The organism is Bartonella kosoyi (assembly GCF_003606325.2).
Classification (GTDB): domain Bacteria; phylum Pseudomonadota; class Alphaproteobacteria; order Rhizobiales; family Rhizobiaceae; genus Bartonella; species Bartonella kosoyi.
The window spans coordinates 2,138,157-2,163,194 of record NZ_CP031843.2 but is presented as its reverse complement, the minus strand read 5'-3'; the positions used below and the strand labels follow the sequence as shown (position 1 = coordinate 2,163,194).

At 42.0% G+C, this 25,038-nt stretch carries 21 protein-coding genes; 11 read left to right on the top strand and 10 right to left on the bottom strand.

Features of this window, described 5'->3' with window-relative positions:
• Positions 1-15: 15 nt before the first annotated feature.
• Positions 16-405, bottom strand: coding sequence for a helix-turn-helix domain-containing protein (locus D1093_RS09260; RefSeq protein WP_120102217.1), 390 nt, complete (start codon positions 403-405; stop codon positions 16-18).
• Positions 406-1,180: 775 nt separating this feature from the next.
• On the opposite strand from D1093_RS09260, the gene D1093_RS09255 reads away from it, so the two are divergent.
• Both D1093_RS09255 and D1093_RS09250 read left to right on the top strand, forming a co-directional pair.
• Positions 1,181-1,432 carry an AbrB/MazE/SpoVT family DNA-binding domain-containing protein gene (locus tag D1093_RS09255; protein ID WP_005774741.1) on the top strand — a complete coding sequence of 84 codons (252 nt, stop codon included), beginning with the start codon at positions 1,181-1,183 and terminating at the stop codon, positions 1,430-1,432.
• Positions 1,429-1,827, top strand: a complete 399-nt coding sequence (locus D1093_RS09250) for a type II toxin-antitoxin system VapC family toxin (protein ID WP_120102215.1) — start codon at positions 1,429-1,431, stop codon at positions 1,825-1,827. Before D1093_RS09255 ends, D1093_RS09250 begins: the two co-directional genes overlap by 4 nt.
• Before the next feature lie 189 nt (positions 1,828-2,016).
• On the opposite strand, the gene D1093_RS09245 is transcribed toward D1093_RS09250, so the two are convergent.
• On the bottom strand, positions 2,017-2,406 hold the full coding sequence (locus tag D1093_RS09245) for a helix-turn-helix domain-containing protein (RefSeq protein WP_244614000.1): 390 nt from the start codon (positions 2,404-2,406) through the stop codon (positions 2,017-2,019).
• A gap of 577 nt (positions 2,407-2,983) precedes the next feature.
• On the opposite strand from D1093_RS09245, the gene D1093_RS09240 reads away from it, so the two are divergent.
• Positions 2,984-3,172 (top strand): TylF/MycF/NovP-related O-methyltransferase, encoded by a 189-nt coding sequence (locus tag D1093_RS09240; RefSeq protein WP_120102211.1) that lies wholly within the window; start codon positions 2,984-2,986, stop codon positions 3,170-3,172.
• Positions 3,163-4,371 carry an MFS transporter gene (locus tag D1093_RS09235; RefSeq protein WP_244614048.1) on the top strand — a complete coding sequence of 403 codons (1,209 nt, stop codon included), beginning with the start codon at positions 3,163-3,165 and terminating at the stop codon, positions 4,369-4,371. Before D1093_RS09240 ends, D1093_RS09235 begins: the two co-directional genes overlap by 10 nt.
• A 236-nt stretch (positions 4,372-4,607) precedes the next feature.
• Here the strand turns inward: D1093_RS09235 and D1093_RS09230 are convergent, their stop codons facing one another.
• Positions 4,608-4,997: a helix-turn-helix domain-containing protein gene (locus tag D1093_RS09230; RefSeq protein WP_120102208.1), complete on the bottom strand. Its 390-nt coding sequence runs from the start codon at positions 4,995-4,997 to the stop codon at positions 4,608-4,610.
• A gap of 472 nt (positions 4,998-5,469) precedes the next feature.
• On the opposite strand from D1093_RS09230, the gene D1093_RS09225 reads away from it, so the two are divergent.
• Positions 5,470-6,705 carry an MFS transporter gene (locus D1093_RS09225; RefSeq protein WP_120102416.1) on the top strand — a complete coding sequence of 412 codons (1,236 nt, stop codon included), beginning with the start codon at positions 5,470-5,472 and terminating at the stop codon, positions 6,703-6,705.
• A 960-nt stretch (positions 6,706-7,665) separates the two neighbouring features.
• Positions 7,666-10,245: an ATP-dependent chaperone ClpB gene (gene clpB, locus D1093_RS09220; protein ID WP_120102204.1), complete on the top strand. Its 2,580-nt coding sequence runs from the start codon at positions 7,666-7,668 to the stop codon at positions 10,243-10,245.
• Positions 10,246-11,081: 836 nt separating this feature from the next.
• Here the strand turns inward: clpB and D1093_RS10365 are convergent.
• The 7 genes from D1093_RS10365 to D1093_RS09185 form a co-directional block, all read right to left on the bottom strand.
• Positions 11,082-11,255, bottom strand: coding sequence for a hypothetical protein (locus tag D1093_RS10365; RefSeq protein WP_244613999.1), 174 nt, complete (start codon positions 11,253-11,255; stop codon positions 11,082-11,084).
• A 352-nt stretch (positions 11,256-11,607) separates the two neighbouring features.
• Positions 11,608-11,832: a hypothetical protein gene (locus D1093_RS10360; RefSeq protein WP_244614047.1), complete on the bottom strand. Its 225-nt coding sequence runs from the start codon at positions 11,830-11,832 to the stop codon at positions 11,608-11,610.
• Between the two features lie 1,584 nt (positions 11,833-13,416).
• On the bottom strand, positions 13,417-13,809 hold the full coding sequence (locus D1093_RS09205) for a helix-turn-helix domain-containing protein (RefSeq protein ID WP_120102201.1): 393 nt from the start codon (positions 13,807-13,809) through the stop codon (positions 13,417-13,419).
• Between the two features lie 1,295 nt (positions 13,810-15,104).
• Complete coding sequence (locus D1093_RS10550; RefSeq protein WP_342212230.1) at positions 15,105-15,269, bottom strand: VOC family protein; 165 nt, start codon at positions 15,267-15,269, stop codon at positions 15,105-15,107.
• A gap of 496 nt (positions 15,270-15,765) precedes the next feature.
• Positions 15,766-15,930 carry a hypothetical protein gene (locus D1093_RS09970; RefSeq protein WP_167309096.1) on the bottom strand — a complete coding sequence of 55 codons (165 nt, stop codon included), beginning with the start codon at positions 15,928-15,930 and terminating at the stop codon, positions 15,766-15,768.
• A gap of 461 nt (positions 15,931-16,391) precedes the next feature.
• On the bottom strand, positions 16,392-16,781 hold the full coding sequence (locus D1093_RS09190) for a hypothetical protein (protein ID WP_244613998.1): 390 nt from the start codon (positions 16,779-16,781) through the stop codon (positions 16,392-16,394).
• Positions 16,782-17,426: 645 nt separating this feature from the next.
• Complete coding sequence (locus D1093_RS09185; protein ID WP_120102197.1) at positions 17,427-17,774, bottom strand: helix-turn-helix domain-containing protein; 348 nt, start codon at positions 17,772-17,774, stop codon at positions 17,427-17,429.
• A gap of 1,207 nt (positions 17,775-18,981) precedes the next feature.
• Here D1093_RS09185 and D1093_RS09180 point away from each other — a divergent pair.
• The 5 genes from D1093_RS09180 to D1093_RS09160 all read left to right on the top strand — a co-directional run bounded on the left by D1093_RS09180 (position 18,982) and on the right by D1093_RS09160 (position 24,526).
• Positions 18,982-19,302 (top strand): hypothetical protein, encoded by a 321-nt coding sequence (locus tag D1093_RS09180; RefSeq protein WP_120102195.1) that lies wholly within the window; start codon positions 18,982-18,984, stop codon positions 19,300-19,302.
• Between the two features lie 650 nt (positions 19,303-19,952).
• On the top strand, positions 19,953-20,150 hold the full coding sequence (locus D1093_RS10045) for a hypothetical protein (RefSeq protein ID WP_174767403.1): 198 nt from the start codon (positions 19,953-19,955) through the stop codon (positions 20,148-20,150).
• A 74-nt stretch (positions 20,151-20,224) separates the two neighbouring features.
• Positions 20,225-21,586, top strand: coding sequence for a PBSX family phage terminase large subunit (locus tag D1093_RS09170; protein WP_120102193.1), 1,362 nt, complete (start codon positions 20,225-20,227; stop codon positions 21,584-21,586).
• A complete protein-coding gene (locus tag D1093_RS09165; protein WP_120102412.1) occupies positions 21,586-23,424 on the top strand; it encodes a portal protein in 1,839 nt (612 codons plus the stop codon). Before D1093_RS09170 ends, D1093_RS09165 begins: the two co-directional genes overlap by 1 nt.
• 328 nt (positions 23,425-23,752) lie before the next feature.
• Positions 23,753-24,526, top strand: coding sequence for a hypothetical protein (locus D1093_RS09160; protein WP_120102191.1), 774 nt, complete (start codon positions 23,753-23,755; stop codon positions 24,524-24,526).
• Positions 24,527-25,038 lie beyond the last annotated feature (512 nt).

Sequence of the window (25,038 nt, the reverse complement as noted above, 5' to 3'; positions counted from 1 at the left end):
TCTGTGCACTTTGGTCTAGTCAGAGATTAGACACCAAATCGCTTGCTGTTTTTTGCGGGTAAGCTCTCTAAAGTTTTTTAAAAGGGAAAATTCTTGTGCGCTATAGATGTATTGATCAGGGTGTGCGTGATGGTCTTTTGAGACAATATCCTTTGTTAAAAGATCCGCATAAAAAAAGCTTATTGGAACTTGTAGTTGTGTAGCGATTTCTAGTAAACAGCTTGCGCTTACACGGTTTAAACCTTTTTCATATTTTTGAATTTGTTGGAAACTCACCCCTAAAGAATTCCCTAATGCCTTTTGAGTAAGCTCCATGGCCATGCGTCTTTGACGAATTCTTTTGCCAATCGCAATATCAATAAAATGTGGGTTTTTGGTTTGAAATTGTGAATTTTTGGTTTGCACTTTATTTCCCCTCCGGTTGCGAGCGCCCTCGCATGGGTATTCCGGGAGTCTAAAAGTACTGAATCCGAGTCAGTTTTTTTGCTTTTAGTGCAGACAAGCACCTGGACATAGCAAAAACTCCCGGAATTCCGGGATATCCACAACAGTGGGTTCAATGGTACGCTCGGATTTAGGGCTTTTAGTTCCCTCTTGATCGGTGCGTAGACGATCAAAATATCTTTTAAGTAATAAGGCAATTTCAGAAGATTGGCAAGAAAAATGAAGATACTGGAAAGGTGAAAATATTTTTTGGAACTCAAGAATTATCTCTTTTTTTGTGAAAAAATGTTCTTTGAGATCGATATTAGGGTATGGAATACTTAGCGAGGATATTTTGACAACGAATTGGGCGTTCCTTTGCTGTTTTAAGAAAAAGGTGGAGGATGCGTAAAACCTACGGCCTCATCATTTTTTTTCAATGGTGCGTGTTTTTCTGCTTTAAAAGCTTTTCCTATTGATCGCATTTGTGTTAGTGGATAGATGAAACATGATCATCTTCAATTCTACACATTCTCCTATGCCATAAAGCACCGTTGTTTAATGCAGGAAGGAGTTCAAGGTCTCCTATTTTTCGGGTGTAATCAGATATTGCCGGTATGAAAACGAATATATCTTACAATTCCTCATGTTCAGGATCTGCCCTATAGTGCTTTGGTAATTTTAAAAAGTAATTGAATTTTTCATTATTTTTTATATATATACTGAATAACGATATTTATATTAAGAGGATTTTTCTATGCCTTCACTAACTGTTACAGCAAAAGGACAAGTGACGCTGAAGCGGGATTTACTCCAGCACCTTGGTGTTAAACCAGGAGAGCGCATCAACTTTGATAAGTTACCAGGTGGTGAACTTCGTATAAAAGCAGCACAGCCTACAAGCACAATTGATAGCTTTATTGGACGATTTGCCGGAAAAGTTAAAAAAACACTGACTGTCGAAGAAATGAACGAAATTGCTGCCTCTGGTTGGGCGGGGAAAAAGTGAGGATTTCTGTAGATACAAATGTTTTAGCCCGCGCTGTTTTACAAGATGATAAAAAGCAAGGTGAAATAGCAAGTAAGATCTTAAGAGAAGCTTCTCTCATCGCTATTTCTTTGCCTTGTCTTTGTGAACTTATTTGGATACTCCGCCGCGGGGCAAAATTATCAAAAGAAGAGATTGCTTTGATGGTTCGTAATCTTCTTGCAACGCGTAATGTTGTCATGAATCGACCAGCTGTTGAAGCAGGGCTTGCTATGCTTGAGGCTGGTGGAGATTTTGCTGATGGAATTATATCTTATGAGGGACATTGGCTAGGCGGTGAAACCTTTGTTTCATTTGATAAATTAGCAATAGACCTGCTAACGCAAAATGGGCTCTCAGCAAGACTCCTTTCTTAACCTTTTCAGTTAAGATCGTGATGGTGTCATTGTTATAGGAATAATGGGGCTTACTTTTTAAGCTTAGCGCATTTTTCTCTTCTATGATAAATTTATCCTATCATGCCCTAAAACACTGCTCTTTGTGGGGGATGGGAATTTTAAGCTGGGGGAGGGAGATGCGCGAAGAATGTTTCTGTGCACTTTGGTCTAATCAGAGATTAGACACCAAATCGCTTGCTGTTTTTTGCGGGTAAGCTCTCTAAAGTTTTTTAAAAGGGAAAATTCTTGTGCGCTATAGATGTATTGATCAGGGTGTGCGTGATGGTCTTTTGAGACAATATCCTTTGTTAAAAGATCCGCATAAAAAAAGCTTATTGGAACTTGTAGTTGTGTAGCGATTTCTAGTAAACAGCTTGCGCTTACACGGTTTAAACCTTTTTCATATTTTTGAATTTGTTGGAAACTCACCCCTAAAGAATTCCCTAATGCCTTTTGAGTAAGCCCCATGGCCATGCGTCTTTGACGAATTCTTTTGCCGATTGAAACATCAATAAAATGTGGGTTTTTGGTTTGAAACTGTGAATTTTTAGCTTGCACTTTGCTTCCCCTCCGGTTGCGAGCGCCCTCGCATTGGTATTCCGGGAGTAACAAGTACTGAACCCTAGTCAGCATTTTGCTTTTAGTGCGGTCGAGCACCTGGACATAGCAAAATCTCCCGGAATCCCGGGATACCCGCAAAGCGGGATAAATTTATGTATTAAGCTTTCGGGCTTTTAGATCCCTATTTGACCGTTGCGTGGACGATCAAAAACACGTGCTCATTAATAAAGGAATCTTAGAAGGTTGGCAAGAAAAATGAAAAAATTACTATAAAACTGCAAGGGAGTGTATCATTCCACAACTATCTCTTGCTAAAGAGGTAGGGAAGATATAATAGATGCCTACTGACTACAGTAGACACTAAAAGAGCGGGGAATTTTCATCGGAAATGTCTTAAACCATTCAAATAGTTACAGCGGAATCTATCCACTCTGGTATGGTAATCTAAGGTCCATTGTATTTATGGCACCATGATATCTTGGCATCATTGGTTGTGAAAAATTGGTAGTATGGCAGAATTTTTAAATTGTGCTTAAACCTCCTCAAACTGAAAGACAAATGGGGTGGGAAATCTATGAGCAACATCATGATAACCGCATTGCTGCTTTGCACTGCAATGGTCACTGCTGGTTTTGTTATTATTGACGATTATAAATTGCCGGGTTGCAGGACAGTCATTGATGCCTTTAGGGCGCAAGAAAGAAGCAAAAATCCTATCAGCTTTGCTGATGAAAAAGCAGGAGTCGTATTTTGGTGCAAGTAAATGCGGCAACAAAAAATCGCTTGCGGGTGATTTTGCTGGGAGATGGCATCGTGTCATTTGGGGGATGGATTGATTACATTGTAATTTTGACCGTATCCGTGTTCTATTGGAAAGCAGATCAATATGATGTCGCTTTTATTGGGGCTGCAACATTATTCCCTGGAATTATTCTGTCTAAGCCAATTGGAATGCTTGTTAGTAGCAAGTATATGATACATTGGTTGCGGGCGTCACTGCTGTTGCGCGCGCTGTGTACTGTCGCTTTATTGATGGCGACTACTCTGCAAGGATTTATTGTATTGGCAGTCATTCGAGCGATATTCAATAGTGTCGCTATGCCTGCAATTTCCGTTCTTAGTGCAAATTCTGTCCCTGAATGCGAACGGAGCCGTTACTATTCTGTTTTGAACATGATCAATAGCGCGGCAAAAATGATCGGACCTGCTTTGGGCAGTACGCTCTCTGCACTTTGGTCAGACACCTATACTTTATTGTTTTCTGGATTTTTGACATTGCTAGGTTTTATGGTGTTTTGTAGTATTGGTTCGCAGCCTGTCTCAATGTCAATGATAAAAAAAGCAAATAGTAAGACATCACAACAGAGCCTTTATGGGATAAATTGGTATGCCTATGTGGGGGTGATGTTCATTTATTTTGCCATGGTTTTTATGGTGAATAATCAGTTGCCGGTCATTCTTAAGGCAATGAAGATGAATAAACAGGCACTTGGGATGCTGGTATCTGCTTCGGCGATTGGTAATTTTCTATATGGGTTTTGGAGTGTGAAAAAATCAAAACATAGACCCCTTACAGGCAAAATATCGGAGTTGTTAATGCCAGCGATGTTAACAATGGTGTGTTTTGTCATGATCTCCGTGTGCTTTTTTTACTTAGACTTACTCCATATTGAAACTTTGTTGCTCTGTTTTTTCCTCATTGGAATGGTCAGTGCTTACTTTTCCATATCTTCTAACGTTTATCTGGTAACCAATTTTAATGAACAAATTGGGGTCGCTTCTGGATGGGTGCAGTCTATACAAAATTTAGCGATGTTGGTGGCGCCGTTTATTGGAGCCTTTGTTTTAGATCACACTTCTTCGGGGAAGTTATTCCTTCTTTCTGGAATGATGGGATTATTCTGTTTATTGGGGATCAGAATATTGGTAAACAGTTCTTTATCAATTGTTTCTTCTAAATGATTTACTCATCAATGAAACAAGTATCTTATCATGCCCTAAAACACCGTTCTGTGAGGTTGGTATTGGAGAATAGATTTACAATTTAGGTGTTTTTGTGCGCATGTCATGTTGAATATTTAAGGGACGGCTTGTTTGGTAAGTTTTTTGAAATACGGTCCTTTGTCCTTTGAGGGGGCTTGATCTGAATCTTATATTTTAGGGGGAGATGCGCGAAGAATGTTTCTGTGCACTTTGGTCTAGTCAGAGATTAGACACCAAATCGCTTGCTGTTTTTTGCGGGTAAGCTCTCTAAAGTTTTTTAAAAGGGAAAATTCTTGTGCGCTATAGATGTATTGATCAGGGTGTGCGTGATGGTCTTTTGAGACAATATCCTTTGTTAAAAGATCCGCATAAAAAAAGCTTATTGGAACTTGTAGTTGTGTAGCGATTTCTAGTAAACAGCTTGCGCTTACACGGTTTAAACCTTTTTCATATTTTTGAATTTGTTGGAAACTCACCCCTAAAGAATTCCCTAATGCCTTTTGAGTAAGCCCCATGGCCATGCGTCTTTGACGAATTCTTTTGCCAATCGCAATATCAATAAAATGTGGGTTTTTGGTTTGAAACTGTGAATTTTTGGTTTGCACTTTGTTTCCCCTCCGGTTGCGAGCGCCCTCGCATGGGTATTCCGGGAGTCTAAAAGTACTGAACCCTAGTCAGCTTTTTGCTTTTAGTGCGGTCAAGCACCTGGACATAGCAAAATCTCCCGGAATCCCGGGACACCCACAAGAGTGGGTTCAACTATACGCTAGGGTTTAGGGCTTTTAGTTCCCTCTTGATCGGTGCGTAGACGATCAAAATATCTTTTAAGTAATAAAGGAATTTCAGAAGATTGGCAAGAAAAATGAAGATATTGGGAAGGTGAAAATATTTTTTGGAACTCAAGAATTATCCTCTTTTTTTGTGAAAAAATGTTCTTTGAGATCGATATTAGGGTATGGAATACTTAGCGGAGATATTTTGACAACGAATTGGGCGTTCCTTTGAAGTTCATATCATCAATTGTATGAAAGGGCGGGGGACTTTAACTGTAAAAAAGTTTAATATCGGGTGGGTGATATGAAGTTATTTTTTAAAAAGAGTCCCTTCGCTCTTTTTTCTTCTCTGTTTATTTCTAAAGTTGGTGATTATGCTTATGAAGTCGTTTTCGTTTTACTTGTCTTAGAAGTCACAGATAATGCCTTTTTGATCGGTCTTGTGTATTTTTTTCGATTTATCCCTTTTCTCTTTTTTGGACCTATAGGCGGTTGGTTCGCAGATAATTTTTCTTTGAAGAAAAATATGATCTGCAGTGAAGTGGTGAGATTATTTGCCTCATTATTCGTTTGGATAACCACGATAACAGGGACGGCTCATATTATTGTGCTTATTTTGGCAGCAATAGGTACAACAATTGGAAGAAGTATTTTTCAACCAAGCTTTCAAGCTGCTATCCTGAAAATGTTTGCAAGAAAGGATCTGACTAAAGCAAATAGTCTTGCACAAATTATCAATGAAATTGCCGCCGTCATTGGTCCTTTAGTTTGTTCCCTCCTGCTGTTTTTAGCCAATAAATCCACCGTCCTCATTTTTGATTTTTTTACCTACTTTATCTCTATTATCCTGTTATTGAATCTCATGAGTTTAAATGCAAGTGAGACTCAATCATTCAATTTTATAAAAATTTATCGCGAAACCACTTCTTATCTTAAAGCTATTTATACTGAAAATAATAACTTATTGATTACGCTTATTGGATCGTCGGTTGCTATTCTCTTTACGGGGGCAATTTTAAGATTTTTAATTCCAGCTTTTGTTCTGTCTGTGGGGGGAGAAGAAAGCTTTGTGAGTTCACTTTTTTCTCTCATGGCTGTGGGAACGATTATCGGTGGTGTATTCTATCATAAAATTATATCCAAGGTTACATCATTAAAGCTTATGGTCTTTTGGCTTCTTTATGGGAGCGTTTTATTTGTTATGCCTTTAGTGGTAGTCCTTTCTTTCAAACTCCTTCTCGTGTTCGCTTTTGTTTTAGGATTTACGGGTGCATTTGTGGATATTAGTTTAGTCTCAGCGCTTCAATTATATTCTCGTCGTGAAGATTTTGGTAAGAGTTTTGGAACCTTTTCAACTCTAGCAAACTCTGCTGAAGCTGCGTCTGGCCTTATTGCTGGGCTTTTTGCTCTCGTCGGATTAATGAGCTCTTTTTTAACGATGTCTGCCTTTATCATTCTTACTGGAATGACTGGTGTTATAAAAATTAAAAAAAGTAAAACGTTAACACCCTCTGATACGACAGGAGAGGACGATCATTGAGCGATTTGAGATCTCCATGTCGTTTCTTTTTTAAAAAAAAGACAGTGCGCTCATGATCCTACCATAGTGTAAAACACTAATCTTTGAAGTGTGGTGATATCAGTTCTATCGCTTTATACATTTAAGATTCTTTTTTGTCTGCGTGGATTGTGGAGCTTGCTTGTTGCACCTTTTGTCGCACCGCCCCCCCCAAGGGCGGTGATCTCAAGATAGGAGCGTTGCTAAATTGTTTGTGTTGTTTACAAAGTGGCTGTGTATTGAGAAACGCAGGAGTGTGCCGCTTTGGTTGGCTGCTTTTGAGTAAAAATGGGGAAAGCGTAAAGGCGTGTATCTGTAAAAAAGAAAGGGGCGTTTAAGCTGTGGAGGTTTTAGGGTGTGGTTTGGTTTTTTTGCCATAGTGTGGAATGGGGAGAGAGGCTTGGGGAGTGAAGATCTTATGAATGGAGGGTAAGTTGGGATGGAGAAGGGCGCGCACGTATTGGGGTGTTGATGGAGGGAAGGTGAGAACAATTGAATATTCGGGGTGTGTTGAGGGAAGAGGGGCACGTATGGCGGGGTAAAGTCAATTTTTGAGAGGCGGCGGCTTTCATGTTCTTCTTAAAGGTGCTCTTCTGAGTGTCTTGGGCGATGGGCAATTTGTCGCAAGGGATGAGAGCCACTTTTGGGAGAGCTTTTTTGCAAAATCTTGGTGCTCTATCTTCTGGTTCTATGAGGTTTTTCGCATGCGTTTCTTGTTCTTGTTTTTTCTTTCATGTTTTGCTCTTGCACTCGTTTGGATCACAACCCATATTCATTTTAACACGACAGTTCTTCATGCTTCAACGTTTCTGGTGTTCGTGTGGTGGGGCGGTCTTTATGACATGCTGGGGAGAGCTTTTGGTAGGTGTTTTGAGAGAGAAAAAGGGCCGTGGCGATGACTAAGAAGTCAGGCTTAAAGGGTTGCCTCAAGAAAGGAAAAAAATGCACTTGGAAAAATATAGCGAACGCGTGCAGGGGTTTTTACAATCAGCACAAAATAATGCTCTGGCTTCTGATCATCAGCAGTTTATGCCGGAACATTTCTTGAAAGTCTTGTTAGATGATCCGCAAGGATTGGCTGCATCGCTGATCCAAAAAGCAGGGGGAGATCTGAAGCTTATTCAAAAGGCGCTTAAAGAAGCGCTCGAAGCTTTGCCAAAAGTGCAAGGGGGAAATGGACAGCTCTATCTCTCGCAGCCGGTGGCAAAAGTCTTCGCAGCCGCGGAGGAGATCGCACAAAAAGCCGGTGATCAATTTGTGACCGTGGAGCGCATGTTGCAAGCGCTGTTGATGGAAAAGTCCGCAAAAACAGCTGATATTCTCACAAAGGCTGGGTTAACCCCGCAAGCCCTTAATCAGGCAATTAATGATCTGCGCAAAGGAAAAACAGCGACAAGCCCCCATGCTGAGGGCCAATATGATGCCTTGCAAAAATATGCTCGTGATCTCACAAAAGATGCACGCGAGGGAAAACTCGACCCTGTCATCGGGCGAGAAGAAGAAATTCGTCGCACCATTCAGGTACTCTCACGGCGGACGAAAAATAATCCTGTGCTGATCGGTGAACCCGGTGTGGGAAAAACCGCTATTGTCGAAGGGTTGGCACTGCGTATTATCAATGGCGATGTTCCAGAAACTTTGCGCGATAAACAACTCTATGCGCTCGATATGGGCGCGCTTATTGCGGGCGCAAAATATCGCGGGGAATTTGAAGAACGCCTTAAAGCTGTTCTAGCGGAAGTGCAAGCCGAAAATGGGCAGATTATTCTCTTTATTGATGAATTGCATAACCTCGTGGGGGCTGGAAAATCTGATGGTCCGATGGATGCTTCCAACTTGTTAAAGCCGGCTCTTGCCCGTGGAGAACTCCATTGTGTGGGCGCAACAACCCTCGATGAATATCGAAAATATGTCGAAAAAGATGCTGCTCTTGCTAGACGTTTCCAACCGGTCTTCGTACCTGAGCCCTCTTTAGAAGATACCATTTCTATTTTGCGCGGTATTAAAGAAAAATATGAACAGCACCACAAAGTGCGCTTGGCAGACAGTGCTTTAATTGCCGCTGCACGACTTTCTTCTCGTTATATTACCGATCGGTTCTTGCCCGATAAAGCGATTGATCTGATCGATGAAGCCGCTGCACGCTTGCGTATGCAGGTTGATTCAAAGCCTGAAGAATTAGATGCTCTCGATCGGCGCATTTTACAGTTGAAAATCGAACGGGAAGCCTTGAAGACAGATGTTGAACCTACAGCTAAAGAGCGTTTGAAAAATGTGCAGGAAGAACTCAAAATATTGGAACAACAATCTGCGGAAATGACAACGGCTTGGCAGGCTGAAAAACAAAAATTAGGGCATGCGGCTGATTTGAAAAAACAACTCGAAGAAGCGCGCAATGCTTTGGCTATTGCACAGCGGGATGGACAATTCCAACGCGCTGGGGAATTGGCTTATAGTGTTATTCCAGAACTCGAAAAACAATTAACTTTAGCCGAAAATGATGACCAGCAAAATCATCTCGTTGAAGAAACGGTGACCGCTGAACATATTGCCCGGATTGTTTCACGCTGGACCGGTATTCCTGTTGATCGGATGTTGGAAGCAGAACGCGAAGCGCTCTTGCGCATGGAAGATGAAATTGCTACCCGTGTTGTGGGACAGAGTGAAGCGGTTCAAGCTGTTGCGCGGGCTGTACGGCGGGCGCGGGCAGGGCTGCAAGATCCCAATCGTCCTCTGGGTTCTTTCATGTTTTTGGGACCTACCGGTGTGGGAAAAACAGAACTCACCAAAGCTTTGGCAGCGTTTCTTTTTCAAGATCCCAATGCCATGTTGCGTATTGATATGTCGGAATATATGGAAAAGCATGCAGGAGCACGCTTGATCGGAGCACCTCCAGGATACGTCGGATATGAAGAAGGGGGCGTGCTGACAGAGGCTGTACGAAGAAGACCTTATCAAGTTATTCTCTTTGATGAAATTGAAAAGGCGCATCCGGATATCTTTAATCTGCTGCTGCAAGTGTTGGATGAAGGGCGCTTGACCGATAGTCAAGGAAGAACAGTCGATTTTCGTAATACTTTGTTGATTATGACTTCCAATCTTGGTGCTGAATTTTTAACCGCTTTGCCGGAAGGACAAACGGTTGATCAAGCAAAAGACGATGTGATGAATGTTGTAAAAGCTGCTTTCCGTCCGGAGTTTTTAAATCGTATTGATGAGATTATTCTTTTTCAGCGGTTGCAACGCAAAGATATGGAGGCGATTGTTGATATTCAGATACAACATTTGCAAAATTTGCTCAATGAACGCAACATAACCTTGCAGATCAAACCAGAAGTACGACAATTCCTTGCCGATAAAGGCTATGATCCCCTTTATGGGGCACGCCCCCTTAAACGGATTATCCAAAAGGAAATTCAAGATCCTCTCGCAGAAAAAATCTTGTTTGGAGAAATACAAGACGAAACAGCGGTGACAGTGACAAAACAAGGTGATCGATTAGCGTTTTTACCGGAAACATAAGTCGGGGGAAATTCCACGGGATAGAAGGGGCGATAATCCTCTTATACCATAACACCGTTGGTGTTAGGGGTTCTTACGGTCTGCTGCTCTGCTTGAGTGGACAATGGTGAAAATCTGCTAGGAAAGCATTTAGATTATTTATGCACACACTGTTGTTTATAGAGCAGTGTGGGGTGGTTGGTTTGGACGTTGCATTTGGCTTAATTCTGTAAAAGCGTAAAAATGTGGTTCTGTGAAAATGAAGTGAACGTTCAAGAGCGTGGGGGGATTTAGGCGTTGTATAGCCTTTGGAGGTGTATTGGGGCTTTTGTCTGATGTGTTGAGGGGTGGAGAGGATTGGAGGGCGAAGAGGAGGGGCGATAATCCTCTTATACCATAACACCGTTGGTGTTAGGGGTTCTTACGGTCTGCTGCTCTGCTTGAGTGGACAATGGTGAAAATCTGCTAGGAAAGCATTTAGATTATTTATGCACACACTGTTGTTTATAGAGCAGTGTGGGGTGGTTGGTTTGGACGTTGCATTTGGCTTAATTCTGTAAAAGCGTAAAAATGTGGTTCTGTGAAAATGAAGTGAACGTTCAAGAGCGTGGGGGGATTTAGGCGTTGTATAGCCTTTGGAGGTGTATTGGGGCTTTTGTCTGATGTGTTGAGGGGGAGATTGTTGATTGAGCGGTTGTTTACTGAGTGGTGTGTGTGTGCTTTGTCGTTTTTGGGGAATCTACTTTTGGAAGTGGGATTGTCAATTGATGCTTAAAAACTTTCGGTCTTTGGGAGATGGCAGGTAATTGGATACGAGCGTTATGAAAAGCCTTTTTAATTTGTATACTAATCGATTTTTATAGGTCTACGCCGATAGCTTTAGCTTGCATCTTTTCGTAAAGTTTTTGCATTGCCTTGATATTTTCTCTTCGCATGTCAATAATTGATTTTTCAACGGATGTTAAACGCTCTTTGTCTAAATTTTCTAACCGTGCATAATGGGATGCCATGGCTTGGCATAGCTTCATCATAAGGCAAATCACCTTTACGATTTTTGGGTAAACTATAAGCCTCATTGATCACTTTGTAACGCGTAGGATCATTAACAAGTGCTCCGTGCTTCTTAACAACATTTATTTCAGTTAATGCTGTTTTAAGGCTGCTGGTCATAGCCTGGCTATTGGCATATCTGAGCAAGTCACTTTTTATTATGCTACGCTCTGTATCAAGAAGCGATGATAAATCCCCACTCTTTCTAACGTTACGAATATGACTACACAAATCATTTCGTATATCACATAATCTCTTCATCTCTTCGCGGCTAATGTATCATTGATTTTTTTCACATAGCCTTCTTCGCGAGACAAAATCCGTTCTAATTCTTTAGAAATAATGACCTCCTATCATAACACCTTTGTCTAGCCAATCTGCACAATATTCTTCATCCGCATTCTTGGTAGAAAACCCCATATCACGTATAAATTGTGCTCCATTTTGAGATCTAAGAAACAAGAGTGTGTGAGCTGGTAAATCAGCTATTGCTAACCATTCCCATGCTGCTTTGTCATCACCAGCACGATCTGCTGCTTCTGATTCAGAGAGATAGATACAGTCTTAATCTAAACCGCCTGCTCGTAATTCCTCACGTTCAGCATCTGTCATATAACTTTTGGGTAATTTCTTTTGCATAGGAAATTCCTTTCTGTAATCTTCTTTTAAATATTAGTCTAATGGTTGAAGCTGATCAATTAAATTTTCTAGGCACTTTTCAATCTGTCGTGTAAGAGGAAAATTAAGATATCTGTTTTGATCTTTGATGTTTTTTATCAAGAAAAAACATCGTTTGAGGGGATGTGATATGAAGGGGGCTTGGCTTGGCGAAGTTGGAGTGTAGCGTATTGTTGCTTGAGTGGTGTGGACGTTTTGTTTTTTGGGGAAGATGCTTTTTGAAGAGGGATTGTCAATCGATGTTAATCGAAATTTTCATTCTTTGAGGAAGGGCAGAAAATTCTTTAAAAGAGACGGTGAGAAGCGTGAGGGAATGCGTGGAGAATGGAGGCAAGGTCGTGGGAAGATAAGCTTGTTGGGAAATAAGTGGTTATGTATGCGCTCTTGTAAAACTGTTGTGGACGTTGCATTTGGCTTAATTCTGTAAAAGCGTAAAAATGTGGTTCTGTGAAAATGAAGTGAACGTTCAAGAGCGTGGGGGGATTTAGGCGTTGTATAGCCTTTGGAGGCGTATTGGCGTTTTGTGTGATGCGTTGAGGGGTGGAGAGGATTTGGAGGTGGAGATTTTGTCAATGGAGGGGACACGTTGAGATGAAGAGGGGCGTATGGGTGCGTTGATGGGAGAGAAGAGAAAGCAGAGAGTGAAGGGGGAGAGAATGGGATGAAGGGGGCGTGGTCACTATAAGAGAGGGAGGAGAGGTGAAGGGGGAAAGGTTGGTTTATATGATCACAAGGTATGGAGCGTTATTTTGCAGTGCACTGTCGTGAAATGGCAAAAGCAGTAGGCATGTTTTTTCAAAAATGCGTGAATAAGCAACATAATGATGGTTTATTTTGTGCTTTATGTTTTGGGCATTCTGGTTGCATAAGAGAGATGATTATGAGAAAGAATGACACGAAATATTAAAAGAACAATATAAAAACTTGACAAGGTTAATGTAAAAAGGTATCATAATGACACAATCGGAATTGTATCTTTAAACCAGAGAAGATAAGAGCCCCCATAAAAACCATTGGGAAGACGATGGGTGAGAAGGAATATGGGGTGAGGGTGCTCAAGGTTTTTTTCCAAGATTTTGTTGCTTTATTGCTTGTTGCTCTCTGATGCTGTCAAGGGGGGATGAACAAGGGGATGTCGTTTGAAGTGGGGGGATGTCCTTCCCCATTGGGAGGCTACTGTACATTATTGGAGGCGGGTGATATCCGATATCAAAAGCGTTAGGTGCAGGGGGGGAGCAAAGCGTAAAGGCGTGAATCTGTAAAATGATGTGAAGGAGTTGGGCTTTGTGGGGGCTTTTGTTGTGGCATAGCCTGTAGGGAGAGAAGTGGGGACGAAGAGTGAAGAAGAGGATCGGGCTTGTTCTTAAGATTCCTTGAAATATTGTCTCTTGAGATGTACATAAGTTTTATTGAGGTATGTTGTGTTGGATATGTTGCGGAATATGCTGATGAGGGCGTTTTTATCTAATCAGAAATTAACCACCAGATTGCTTTCTGTTTTTTAGGGTGGAGTTCTCTAAAATTTCTTAAAAGGGCATGTTCTTTTTCGCTATAGGTTTCTTGATCATGGTGTGAGAGATTGTCTTTTGTGGAAAGATCTTCTTTTGTAGCAATATCTCCGTAAAAAAAGTGAATGGGAACTTCCAATCTGTTGGCAATTTCTTGTAAACGTCCTGCGCTGACACGATTTAAACCTTTTTCATATTTTTGGATTTGTTGAAAACTGACACCTAAGTGGCTTCCTAATTCTTTTTGGGAAAGCCCCATTGAAATGCGTCTGTGACGAATTCTTTTCCCTATTGAAATATCAATAAAATTGGGATTTTTGGTTGGAAAATGTGAATTTTTAGTTTGCACTTCAAGCTCCCCTCCGGTTGCGAGCGCCCTCGCATGAGTATTCCGGGAGGTTGAAAGTACTGAGCCTAATCAGCCTTTTGCTTTTAGTGCGAAGATGCACTTGGACATAGCAAAAGCTCCCGGAACTCCGGGATACCCGCAAAGCGGGACAAATTCATGTATTAGGCTTTTCAGGCTTCAACTCCCTATTGATCGCTGCGTAGACGACCAAAGCACCTTTTGAGTGATAAAGTAATTTCAAAAGATTGGCAAGAAAAATTAAAAGATGTGAAAAATGAGAGCATTTTTTGTATCTTAAAAATTATCTAATTATCCTTCTTATGTCGTAAAATAGGATTATGCCGTAAAAAGGGGTGTTTGAGGCGGGGTGAGGAGGAGGCATTAGAGGCCAAGAATATGCCGTTGTGGGATCTTCAAGCATGTAAATTTATAAGGTGCTTTTTTAAAAGTGTGTGGTGAATATTTAAGAGCCGGGCTTATCTGTTGTGTCTGGTGTAATCTCATCCTTTGAGGGGCGATGAGAGGTGGTTGCTCGACTGCAATGTACGCGATAAAAATTGGATTATTTACAGATTCTTGTTTATCGAATGGTGGGGTGGTTTAGAAATTTCCCTAGGATGTCTTCTGTAAAGACGCAAAAGCGTAAAAACGTGAAGCCGTAAAATGATGCGGAGAATTTATGCGTTGTGGGGGCTTTTGTTGTGCTAGGAAATGTCGCGAGAAAATAGCGGGCAGAGAGTGTAAAAAGGCAAAAAGTGGCAAGAATAGCTCTTGCTCTTAAGTTTCCATGAAATATTGTCTTCTGAGGGGTGATGATAACCATATGAAGTGGTTAGAAGAGAATTCTGCTAGAAAAGTCATGTGGTTTAAAGATTTATGTTGATAGTGCAGCGCGTGCTGGCTGTTTAAGCCTTTCGTTGAGCTGTTCTCTGTAAAGACGTAAAAGCGTAAAAACGTGGATCTGTAAAAGAAAGCGGAGAATTGATGCGTTATTTATTTGGGCTTTTTGTTATGGCGTGGAATAGAGAGAGGATTGGGGTGCAAGGAGTCTGTTTATGGAGCAGGGGGGGTAGATGAAGAGGGATGACGAGAGAAAAAATATTTTAGGGCTGGATGGACAAGCTTGATAAAACACTCTGCTTTGAGGGGTGAAGATCTCGAAGTAAACAAGCAGCTTCTTCTTTAGAAGAAGCTGGACCGTGCACAAGAACGGCGCTGGATGAAGTCTTCGTCCTTTGAGGTGAGAGGGGTGGAACTCAAAATTCAGGCGATTAAAGATCAGGTCTTAAAGTTTTTTAATCCAGTGGGCAAACACGAATAAGATGACCGTCGGGATCTTTGATGAGGAAGGTTCGTCCAAATACGTCCGTATAGGGTTCTTTCAAGACATTTATCTCAACGGTGGTTTGTTCTTGCCATTCTGCATAGAGTTTATCTACGTCCTCTCCGTGAGGCAACATAATGCTGATTTCTGAAAAACGAGGCACATTTTCCTCAGGCGTATCGCCTCCAGACTAGAGAGCAAAGAGGGCATCACCCGAAGAAGTAAATGCAACATAGCGTGGCGAGAGGAAAATAGGCTCTTTTTTGAAGATGAATTTGTAAAAAGCGGTAGAATGCTCGATGTTTGATACGTATATCAACTGTAGGTTCGGGGTAACAGGATTAAGAGGGGATCGTGCTCATAAATTCTCCATTAATAGCGGTTTCCTGACACGGTATACCTCTATAGAGGATATTTCAACAAGTGATTGTGAAACTTCCGTTTGCGGAGTGTTTTATTTATCCCATCATGCCGTCAAACACTGCTCTTTGAGGGGCGTGAGCTGAAGTCAACAGGCAGCTTCTTCTCTAGAAGAAGCTGGACCGTGCACAAGAATGGCGCTGGATGGAACCTGCGTCCTTTGAGGTGAGGGGGGAAGTCAAAATTCACATCTTATATTGTAGGGGATTTTTTTAATATGCATGTCCACGATCTGTATCTGGTAATTTTGTCTCAAAAAACTTTTTAGCTTGTTCTTCTTGTTGGGCTCTACGCTTTTCCTCTTCAGTTTTACCACAACCGGTAATACTAAATCCTACAGCTAACATAACCATGCATAATAAAATGGTTTTTTTCATTTTTATCCCTCTTTAAATTTATATGTGTTAATATCATCATCCTAAGGTATGAGATGGTTTATTGTATTGGTGTACAGATTAATTATCGCGCGCTTTTGTTTTTTATGAGCATTGTTAATGGGGAATGTGTAAACAGTTTACCTTAAAAAGCGTATCAATGTTTCATAACAAAAAATGAGAAGGAAAGAGCCAAAACTGACAATAAACAACAAAAACATGGGGTATATTAATGATGATATTGACCGACTTACTGCTGTAAAATGTATTGCAATAGGAAGTCCAACTAATGTTATAAAAGATGTAACTGATAGAGTGCTTAGTATAACTATTACAGGACCACGAAGCCATAAAAGCAAAAAAAACAATGCGCTTTTGCCTATTTGTAATTTTGACATTATTTTCCCCTCACGCGCTTAAATTAAGATGTCTCATAATATATACAATACGATAAATGATACAAGTCATATTTTTGTAAAATCTTCGAGATCTATTTGATATTCTTTCATAAAAGTAATTTTATTTCCTTTGAAGAATAGGATTGGATTGATCCAATATTGATTAGGTAATTTTGGTTTTAAAATTCCTTTTTGTATGAGCTCTCTTAAACCATTGTGAAAAGTTCTGTCGACCATATCGTGTTTTTTTCCATTAACGCCTCCATCAAACCAAATTAGAGTAATACTATTATTATTTTTATTTTCTGTCTTATTAGATTGACACTCCTCTAAAACAATTATCAAAACACGATGACCTGTACGAGATAAATTAAAAACTTTTTGGATTCCATTAGCAAAGATTTCAGATTTTTTGAGAAAAGGATTTTCACGCGGTGAAAATTTTTGCTTTCGCAAGTTTATCCTAGCAAGCCATAAAACACTGCTTTTTTGGGTGTGATGTTCGTTGAGTAATGTAAATGTAAGGGCTTGCCTATGAAAGTGGGGGGTGGATATTTTAGGGCAGGATTTGCAGGCTGGGGAACACTCTTCTTTGAGGGGGGATGACCATATAAAATAATTAGCAAGCCGCACCTGCTTTAAGCGAAGCTGGATTTTTATAGACTGTTGTTTACAGGGGGCGTAGGGATGGCGGTTTTTGAGTTTCGTTTGGCGCCTTCTGTAAAGATGCAAAAGCGTAAAAACGTGAATCTGTAAAATGAAGTGGAGAATTTATGCGTTGTGTGGGCTTTCGTCGTGGTAGGGAATGCGGTGAGAAAAATAGGGGGCAGAGAGTGTGAAAAGGCAAAAAGTGGCAAGAATAGCTCTTGCTCTTAAGTTTTTATGAAATATCGGCCTTTGAGGCGTGGTGATAACCATATGAAGTGGTTAGAAGAAAATTCTGCTAGAAAAGTCATGTGGTTTAAAGATTTATGTTGATAGTGCAGCGCGTGCTGGCTGTTTAAGCCTTTCGTTTGGTTGATTTTTAGTAAAGATGGTAAAGCGTAAAAATGTGAATCTGTAAAATGAAGTGGAGAATTTATGCGTTGTGTGGACTTCTGTCTAATCAGAAATTAACCACCAGATTGCTTTCTGTTTTTTAGGGTGGAGTTCTCTAAAGTTTCTCAAAAGGGCCTGTTCTTTTTCGCTATAGGTTTCTTGATCATGGTGTGAGAGATTGTCTTTTGTGGAAAGATCTTCTTTTGTAGCAATATCCGCGTAAAAAAAGTGAATGGGAACTTCCAATCTGTTGGCAATTTCTTGTAAACGTCCTGCGCTTACACGATTTAAACCTTTTTCATATTTTTGGATTTGTTGGAAACTGACACCTAAGTGGCTTCCTAATTCCTTTTGGGAAAGCCCCATTGAAATGCGTCTGTGATGAATTCTTTTGCCTATTGAAATGTCAATAAAATTGGGATTTTTGGTTGGAAAATGTGGATTTTTAGTTTGTACTTCAAGCTCCCCTCCGGTTGCGAGCGCCCTCGCATGAGTATTCCGGGAGGTTGAAAATACTGAGCTCAGTCAGCTTTTTGCTTTTAGTGCGAAGATGCACCTGGACATAGCAAAAACTCCCGGAATTCCGGGATACCCGCAAAGCGGGATAAATTTATGTACTGAGCGTTCGGGTTTTCAACTCCCTATTTGACCGTTGCGTGGACGATCAAAAACACAAACTTATCAATAAAGTAATTTCAAAAGATTGGCAAGAAAAATTAAAATATTTGGCTGTGCGGTTATACTGTACAACATTGTTGTTTGAGGGGTGATGGTTCATGAGAGCTGGGATAGGCTGTTAAAGGCACCTTCAAACCTATAAATTTATAAGATGCTTTTTTAAAAGTGTGTGGTGAAATATTTTAGGGGTGGTAAATCTGATGAAGTAAGGTCCTTTGAGGGGGGATGACCATATAAAATAATTAGCAAGCCGCACCTGCTTTAAGCGAAGCTGGATTTTTATAGACTGTTGTTTACAGGGGGCGTAGGGATGGCGGTTTTTGAGTTTCGTTTGGCGCCTTCTGTAAAGATGCAAAAGCGTAAAAATGTGAATCTGTAAAAATGAAGCGGAGAATTTATGCGTTGTGTGGGCTTTCGTCGTGGTAGGGAATGCGGTGAGAAAAATAGGGGGCAGAGAGTGTGAAAAGGCAAAAAGTGGCAAGAATAGCTCTTGCTCTTAAGTTTTTATGAAATATCGTCTTCTGAGGGGTGGTGATAACCATATGAAGTGGTTAGAAGAAAATTCTGCTAGAAAAGTCATTGGTCTACAGATTGGTGTTTATAGTGCAGCGCGGGCTGGCTATTTAAGCCTTTCTGGGCTATTCTCTGTAAAGACGTAAAAGCGTAAAAACGTGGATCTGTAAAAAAGGAAGAGGAAGTTCAAGGAGCTGGAGAATTTACACGTTGTGTGGGCTTCTGGTCGTGTTTGTTGCCCTTTTGTGAGGGCATGGAATGGGATGAGAGGTTTGGGGGTGAAGGTTTCAACATTATGGCAGCTTTTGGCTTGTTGGGGTGGTTTTCCTTTTTTAATTGTGGAGTGCTTTTGAAGGTTCGTTGCTGATTTTCATGACATTTTTTCATGGCATGGAATTGGTTTTTCTTTATTGGAAGGAACATGATGATGGCTGAGAAAAATTGTCTTCCCTTACGTCGAAAAGGGCGGGAAAAAGGGTCTTTGAATAAAACAACAAAGCGATTTAATGAAGCCTTACTTACAGCCGCTGAACAGGCTGGATCTCAGTATGGGGAGGATGGGTTGGTATCTTATCTTCAATATCATGCGCTGAATAATCCCGTGCCTTTTTTTTCACTGCTGGCAAAAGTTTTGCCTCTTCAGGTGACGGGAGAAGCAGGGGGAGAGGTCAAAACAATTTCGCGGATCGAGATCGTACCCGTGAAGCCTAAAAATACCGAACCGGAGAAGCAAGATTTTGAAGCGTGAGCCTGCGGAAAATTGAGGTTTGTGATATCGGAAAATGTTGCGTGGAAGTGGATGATCGGAGATGTCCTTTTGGAAGGGCGCTGCTTGGGGGGATGAGGTGTGAGGGCGTGTATCGAAGTGGATGAAGCTTTCAAGAGATTTTGTCAAGAGATCTGGGCTTGGTACGTAAGGGGACATGGCTGTGATGCTTGAAAGGCGCGGGGGAGAGCGCTTGATGCACTTTGCCGTTTTGGATTTCTTGTGAAGGTTTGTCTTTTCTCGTTATTGAAGGGGGGGAGAGGTCAAAACAATTTCGCGGATCGAGATCGTACCCGTGAAGCCTAAAAATACCGAACCGGAGAAGCAAGATTTTGAAGCGTGAGCCTGCGGAAAATTGAGGTTTGTGATATCGGAAAATGTTGCGTGGAAGTGGATGATCGGAGATGTCCTTTTGGAAGGGCGCTGCTTGGGGGGATGAGGTGTGAGGGCGTTTGAAGCAGAGGATATCGTGCTTGTAGGTGTTCGTGATACTTAACTGCTGGGGGCTTTGGGTATCTGGGGGTGGGTGGTACGAGATACTGTTTTGATGGATGAGGAGCGTGAAATTTAAGATGGTGTGCTTGTAAGGGCTTTTGTGAAGGATCGGTGAAATTCAGGGGAGGGGAAATACCGTGCTTTTGTGGGGGACAGGGGGACGGTGTTTCAAGGGGTGGGGCTTTTCGCGCGCTTCGAGGAAGTGGGGGGGCGTTGGGGCGTCAAAAGGGGCGCATGCAAAAAAGGGGAGTGCCCAAAAAGAAGGATGTATCGCGTATCAGAATGAACAGAGCGCTTTTGAGATAAGCGTTTTTCCTTCAATGGTTCTGGAATAATAAAACTTGGCATCATCAAATTGGCATCATCAAAAATGTGGAGCTCAATTGTTGATAAAGTATAAAAATTTATCATGACAATGGTTCAGAAAATTTCTCAAAAAATAGGGCAGAAAACGGCTCAAGTGGCTCTTATCCCAAAGCTTATTCCTGTCTTTACTGGAAAAGCAGATGTCCGAGCCGCTTGGGGCGGACGGGGCTCTGGAAAAACACGCTCTTTTGCTCTGATGACAGCGGTGGTGGGATATCGCCATGGAATGGCAGGAGAACGCGGGATTATTCTTTGTGCGCGACAGTTTCAAAATTCTCTCAATGAGAGTTCTTTGGAAGAAATTAAACGCGCCATTGAAGCTTACCCTTTTCTGCAAGATTATTATGAAATCGGCGATAAATATATTAAATCAAAAGATGGACGGATCGTCTATGTGTTTGCGGGGCTTGATCGAAATATCGCGAGTATTAAGTCTATGGGACGGGTGTTCCTCTGTTGGGTCGATGAGGCGGAGCCAGTCACTGAGACAGCTTGGCAAACCCTTATCCCAACTTTGCGCGAAGAGGGAGACGATTGGAATGCAGAATTATGGGTCACTTGGAACCCATATCATGAAAATGCTCCCGTGGAAAAACGTTTTCGAAATGTCGATAATCCCAATATCAAAGGCGTGGAAATTAATTGGCGCGATAATCCCAAATTTCCCGAAAAACTCAATCGAGATCGATTGAGCGATTTGCAGCAAAGACCAGAGCAGTATAACCATATTTGGGAAGGGGGATATCTCCAAGCTGTGCAAGGCGCTTATTATCAGAAATGTCTGCTCGAAGCCGAAATGGAAGGGCGCATTACCACCGTTCCACGGGATCCTTTGATGCAGGTGAGAATCTTTTGGGATATCGGGGGAACGGGAGCAAAGGCCGATGCTACCGCCTTGTGGGTCGCGCAATTTGTGGGGCGGGAAATTCGCGTGCTCGATTATTATGAAGCCCAAGGGCAGCCGCTCTCTGAACATGTGGGGTGGGTTTTTCAAAGGGGATATGAAAAGGCGCTCATGGTTTTGCCTCATGATGGCGCAACAAAAGATCGTGTCTATAATGTCAGTTTTGAAAGCGCACTCCAACAAGCCGGTTTTCAAACCAAAATCATTCCTAATCAGGGAACAGGCGCGGTGAAAATGCGGATCGAAGCCGTAAGGCGTTTGTTTCCTGCTCTATGGTTTAATCGTGACACAACAGCTGCGGGGAGAAAAGCGCTCGCTTGGTATCATGAAAAGCGTGATGAACAACGCAATATTGGTCTTGGCGCTGAACATGATTGGGCAAGCCATGGGGCTGATGCCTTTGGATTGATGTGTGTGGCTTATGAACAGCCCCATGTCCGCCCTAAAAAAAATACCTATCGCTCTTCTCACCATTCTCAAACTTCATGGATGGCTTTTTAATGAATATACTTACAGATTCTTCTTTCGATCAAATCGAAACGCTTGAACAACAAGCGCTTTTTAAAAAACTCGTAGGCTGGTATCAGGATGATATTGCGCATGTGGAAAAATGGCGAAAAAATGCCCAAGAAGACTATGATTTTTATAATGGACGGCAATGGAATGAGCAAGACTTGGCTGTCTTGAACGAACAAAATAGACCGGTCATGACTTTTAATCGTATTGCGCCTTTGATTAATGCCGTTATTGGGGCTGAGCGCAATAATAAAAGACAAGTCCAATTTATTCCACGACAAGAAGGGGCAGCCTTTGCAAACCAGATTCTAACAGGGGCAGCCGAATGGTTTCGCGATGAAGCTGATGGGGAATATGAAGATTCCGATGCTTTTCAAGATGCGGTCATTTGTGGAATGGGCTGGACAGATACCCGCCTTGATTATGAAGAAGATCCGCAAGGAAAACCAATCATTGCGCGACTTGACCCTATGAAAATGGTCTGGGATGCGAGTGCTGTTAAGTCTAATCTCATTGATGCACAACGCTTATGGTACATTGATGAAAAGCCTTTAGAAGTGGCTCAACAAATGTTTCCCCATGTTCATTGGAGCGATCTTCATGCCGATTGGGTGAAACATCAGAGTTTTTTATACCCAACCAACAATGGGACACAACCTTATCAAAGAGAGGGGGAATATCAAGAAGGGGGAGAAGAGGGAACAAGCTATCAACGCCCTAAAATGGTGACATTGGCAGAATGTCGCTGGTTTGAACGTGAGGTGGTTTATAAAGTACTCGAGCCGCAAAGTGGAAAGTTTATTGATTATGCAGAGCAGGATTTCCAAAGTTTAAGTAAAGCCTTTCCGGATATTCAAGCAACACGGTTGATGAGAAAAATTGTCAAACGAGCGTTTTTAGGCAGAAAATTACTCGAAGCACCGGATAAGCCTTTGGTCCCCGCAGGGCAATTGGGATGGGAATGTATTACCGGTACTTTTGATAAGTTAAGCCGGCAATTCTACGGGCTTGTGCGCCCTACAAAAGATCCGCAACGGTGGGCAAACAAATATTTTAGTCAAGTGATGCATTTGCTTAATAGCCAATCAAAAGGCGGGATTATGGCTGAACGTGATGCTTTTGATGATGATCGACAAGCTGTCGAGAGTTGGGCTAGAGCCGATAGCATTACTTGGTTGAAAAGTGGGGCTGTGTCTGGTGGAAGAATCCAGCCTAAACCGGTGGCGCAATTTCCGCAAGGGTTTTTCCAATTGTTTAATGAAGCAAAGAGCGCTCTCGAGCAAGTGACGGGATTGTCTTCTGAATTTATTGGGACGCGCGCTGTTAATCAGCCTGGTATTCTTGAACAACAACGGCGACAATCATCCCTTAATCTATTGGCTTCCTTTTTTGATGGTTTGCGTCGATATCGGCAGCGACAGGGGAAAATTATTCTCTATCTCATTCAAAATTATCTGTCCGATGGGCGGTTGGTTCGTATTGCTGGGGATGAAAATGCGCAGTATGTTCCTTTGACACGCGAAGTGGTGACAAGTTTGGAATATGATATTGTCGTCGATGATGCTCCAACAAGTCTCAATGAAAAAGAGCGTACTTTTGCATTGATCATGCAATTGCTCCCTTTGATGCAAAATTTTGCAACACCAGAGATTATGCTCGATCTCTTACGCTATTCGCCTTTACCCGCCTCCCTTATTCATAAAATTGCGCTAAAGGCGCAAAACGCTCTTCAAGAAGAGCAAAATGCTGCAGCACCGATGGGGATGCATGGAGGAGCAGAGCAGATCATGCAGATGTTGCAGACAGTAAATGCCCAACAATAAGGGGCTTTATGAATAGAGGGCTTTATGATGGGCGATCTTGGATGATCTTTATCAATGGGCGGGGTGATTATCTCTATAATTTCCATAGCACAGTGTTGCTTATGTTGTGCAATGTCATCTCTCTTTAGCTCAGAAGAGCTGTTTTGTTGGACAGTCCGTTTTGGGGCAGAAGCAGGTGAGAAGATGGTGTTTTGCCGTCATGTGAGAGGGAGCATGGTGTCGATATGCTGGAGCCCAAGTGATGGAAGGGCATTGGGGATCAATGCGCACAAACTGTTTTATCTGAAAAATTTAATTTTATTGTTTAAAAAAAGAAAAGGCTAACGTCATGGATCAAGAACATTTAACGCCAGCAGAACAAAACCATTTGAAACAGGATTTTTTTGCCTCAACACAAGAGGGAGAAGAGGGTGAAAGTGGAAGAGAAGCAAAAACTTTGGAAGAAAATTTTCAAGGACAAAGGCATCAACAACAGACACCTTTCCAAGAAGGGGGAAAAGAGGTGCAGGGGGAAGAAAATGCGCCGCCAGATCCGCAAAAGGACTTTATGGGCTATATGCAATGGTTGGGAAAAACACTGCAAAAACAAGGGCTTTTACATGAAAAACAACAACCTTCCTCTTTTTCCGAAGCAGAACAGCTGCAGGCGTTTTATCAGCAGTCGGTTGCAAGCGTTAAACAAAAGCACCATGATTTTGATCAAGCAGCCGATTTTATTTATGAAACACGTGCGAAACAGTTGGCAGCTTTTGCTTCGCTCTATCCTGAGCTGGCCGATCCCCAAAATATTGACGCAAGGATTGGTGATGAATTGAAGCAGATCTTGCGCGATTGTGCGCAAAAAAATCAAAATCCAGCTGAAGTGATTTACACGATTGCACAAAAATTTGGCTATACAAATGTTCCCAATACCATGGGGGAAAATTTACAAGAAAGACACAATTCTGCTCGGACACTGGCTGCTTATAACGGCTTGATGCCAAATGGACCAATTTCTTTGGATATGCTGGATAAAATGTCAGAAGCGGAATTTAGTACTTGGGTTGCTGATCCTAAGAATAAAGCGGCTTTTAATCGTTTAATGGGTGGCAGAGAATTTTAAAAACAAGAATGTAGTAGGTGTCTTTTGCGGGATACGTGAGGGGGGGTCTGGTGCATGAAATGCGTGGGGTGTCTTTTGCGGGATACGTGAGAGGGGGGGGCTGGCGCATGAAATGCGCGGGGTGTCTTTTGCGGGATACGTGAGAGGGGGGTTTTGGGCGCATGAAATGCGTGGGGTGTCTTTTGCGGGATACGTGAGAGGGGGGTTTTGGGCGCATGAAATGCGTGGGGTGTCTTTTGCGGGATACGTGAGAGGGGTTCTGGTGCATGAAATGCGTGGGGTGTCTTTTGCGGGATACGTGAGGGGGGTTCTGGTGCATGAAATGCGGGGGATGTCTTTTGTGGAAACATAAGAGAGTGTGGGTGGAGGGGGAAGAGGGGATTTCTCAAAGCACGGATGCGGTGAGGAGCGCTCTTATCAGTGGGAGGCGAGAGGCTAACAGAAACAAAACACACGAAAACAACCTATTCACCATCTGAAATGAAATGTGGTGTTTTGAGCGCTCGGCACTT

Excerpts from the sequence above, each read along its gene's own strand:
- D1093_RS09255 (WP_005774741.1), top strand. The coding sequence starts at position 1,181 with ATGCCTTCACTAACTGTTACAGCAAAAGGACAAGTGACGCTGAAGCGG.
- D1093_RS09240 (WP_120102211.1), top strand. The coding sequence starts at position 2,984 with ATGAGCAACATCATGATAACCGCATTGCTGCTTTGCACTGCAATGGTC.
- D1093_RS09225 (WP_120102416.1), top strand. The coding sequence starts at position 5,470 with ATGAAGTTATTTTTTAAAAAGAGTCCCTTCGCTCTTTTTTCTTCTCTG.
- clpB (WP_120102204.1), top strand. The coding sequence starts at position 7,666 with ATGCACTTGGAAAAATATAGCGAACGCGTGCAGGGGTTTTTACAATCA.
- D1093_RS10365 (WP_244613999.1), bottom strand. The coding sequence starts at position 11,255 with ATGATGAAGCTATGCCAAGCCATGGCATCCCATTATGCACGGTTAGAA.
- D1093_RS10550 (WP_342212230.1), bottom strand. The coding sequence starts at position 15,269 with ATGTTGCCTCACGGAGAGGACGTAGATAAACTCTATGCAGAATGGCAA.
- D1093_RS09970 (WP_167309096.1), bottom strand. The coding sequence starts at position 15,930 with ATGAAAAAAACCATTTTATTATGCATGGTTATGTTAGCTGTAGGATTT.
- D1093_RS09180 (WP_120102195.1), top strand. The coding sequence starts at position 18,982 with ATGGCTGAGAAAAATTGTCTTCCCTTACGTCGAAAAGGGCGGGAAAAA.
- D1093_RS09170 (WP_120102193.1), top strand. The coding sequence starts at position 20,225 with ATGACAATGGTTCAGAAAATTTCTCAAAAAATAGGGCAGAAAACGGCT.
- D1093_RS09165 (WP_120102412.1), top strand. The coding sequence starts at position 21,586 with ATGAATATACTTACAGATTCTTCTTTCGATCAAATCGAAACGCTTGAA.
- D1093_RS09160 (WP_120102191.1), top strand. The coding sequence starts at position 23,753 with ATGGATCAAGAACATTTAACGCCAGCAGAACAAAACCATTTGAAACAG.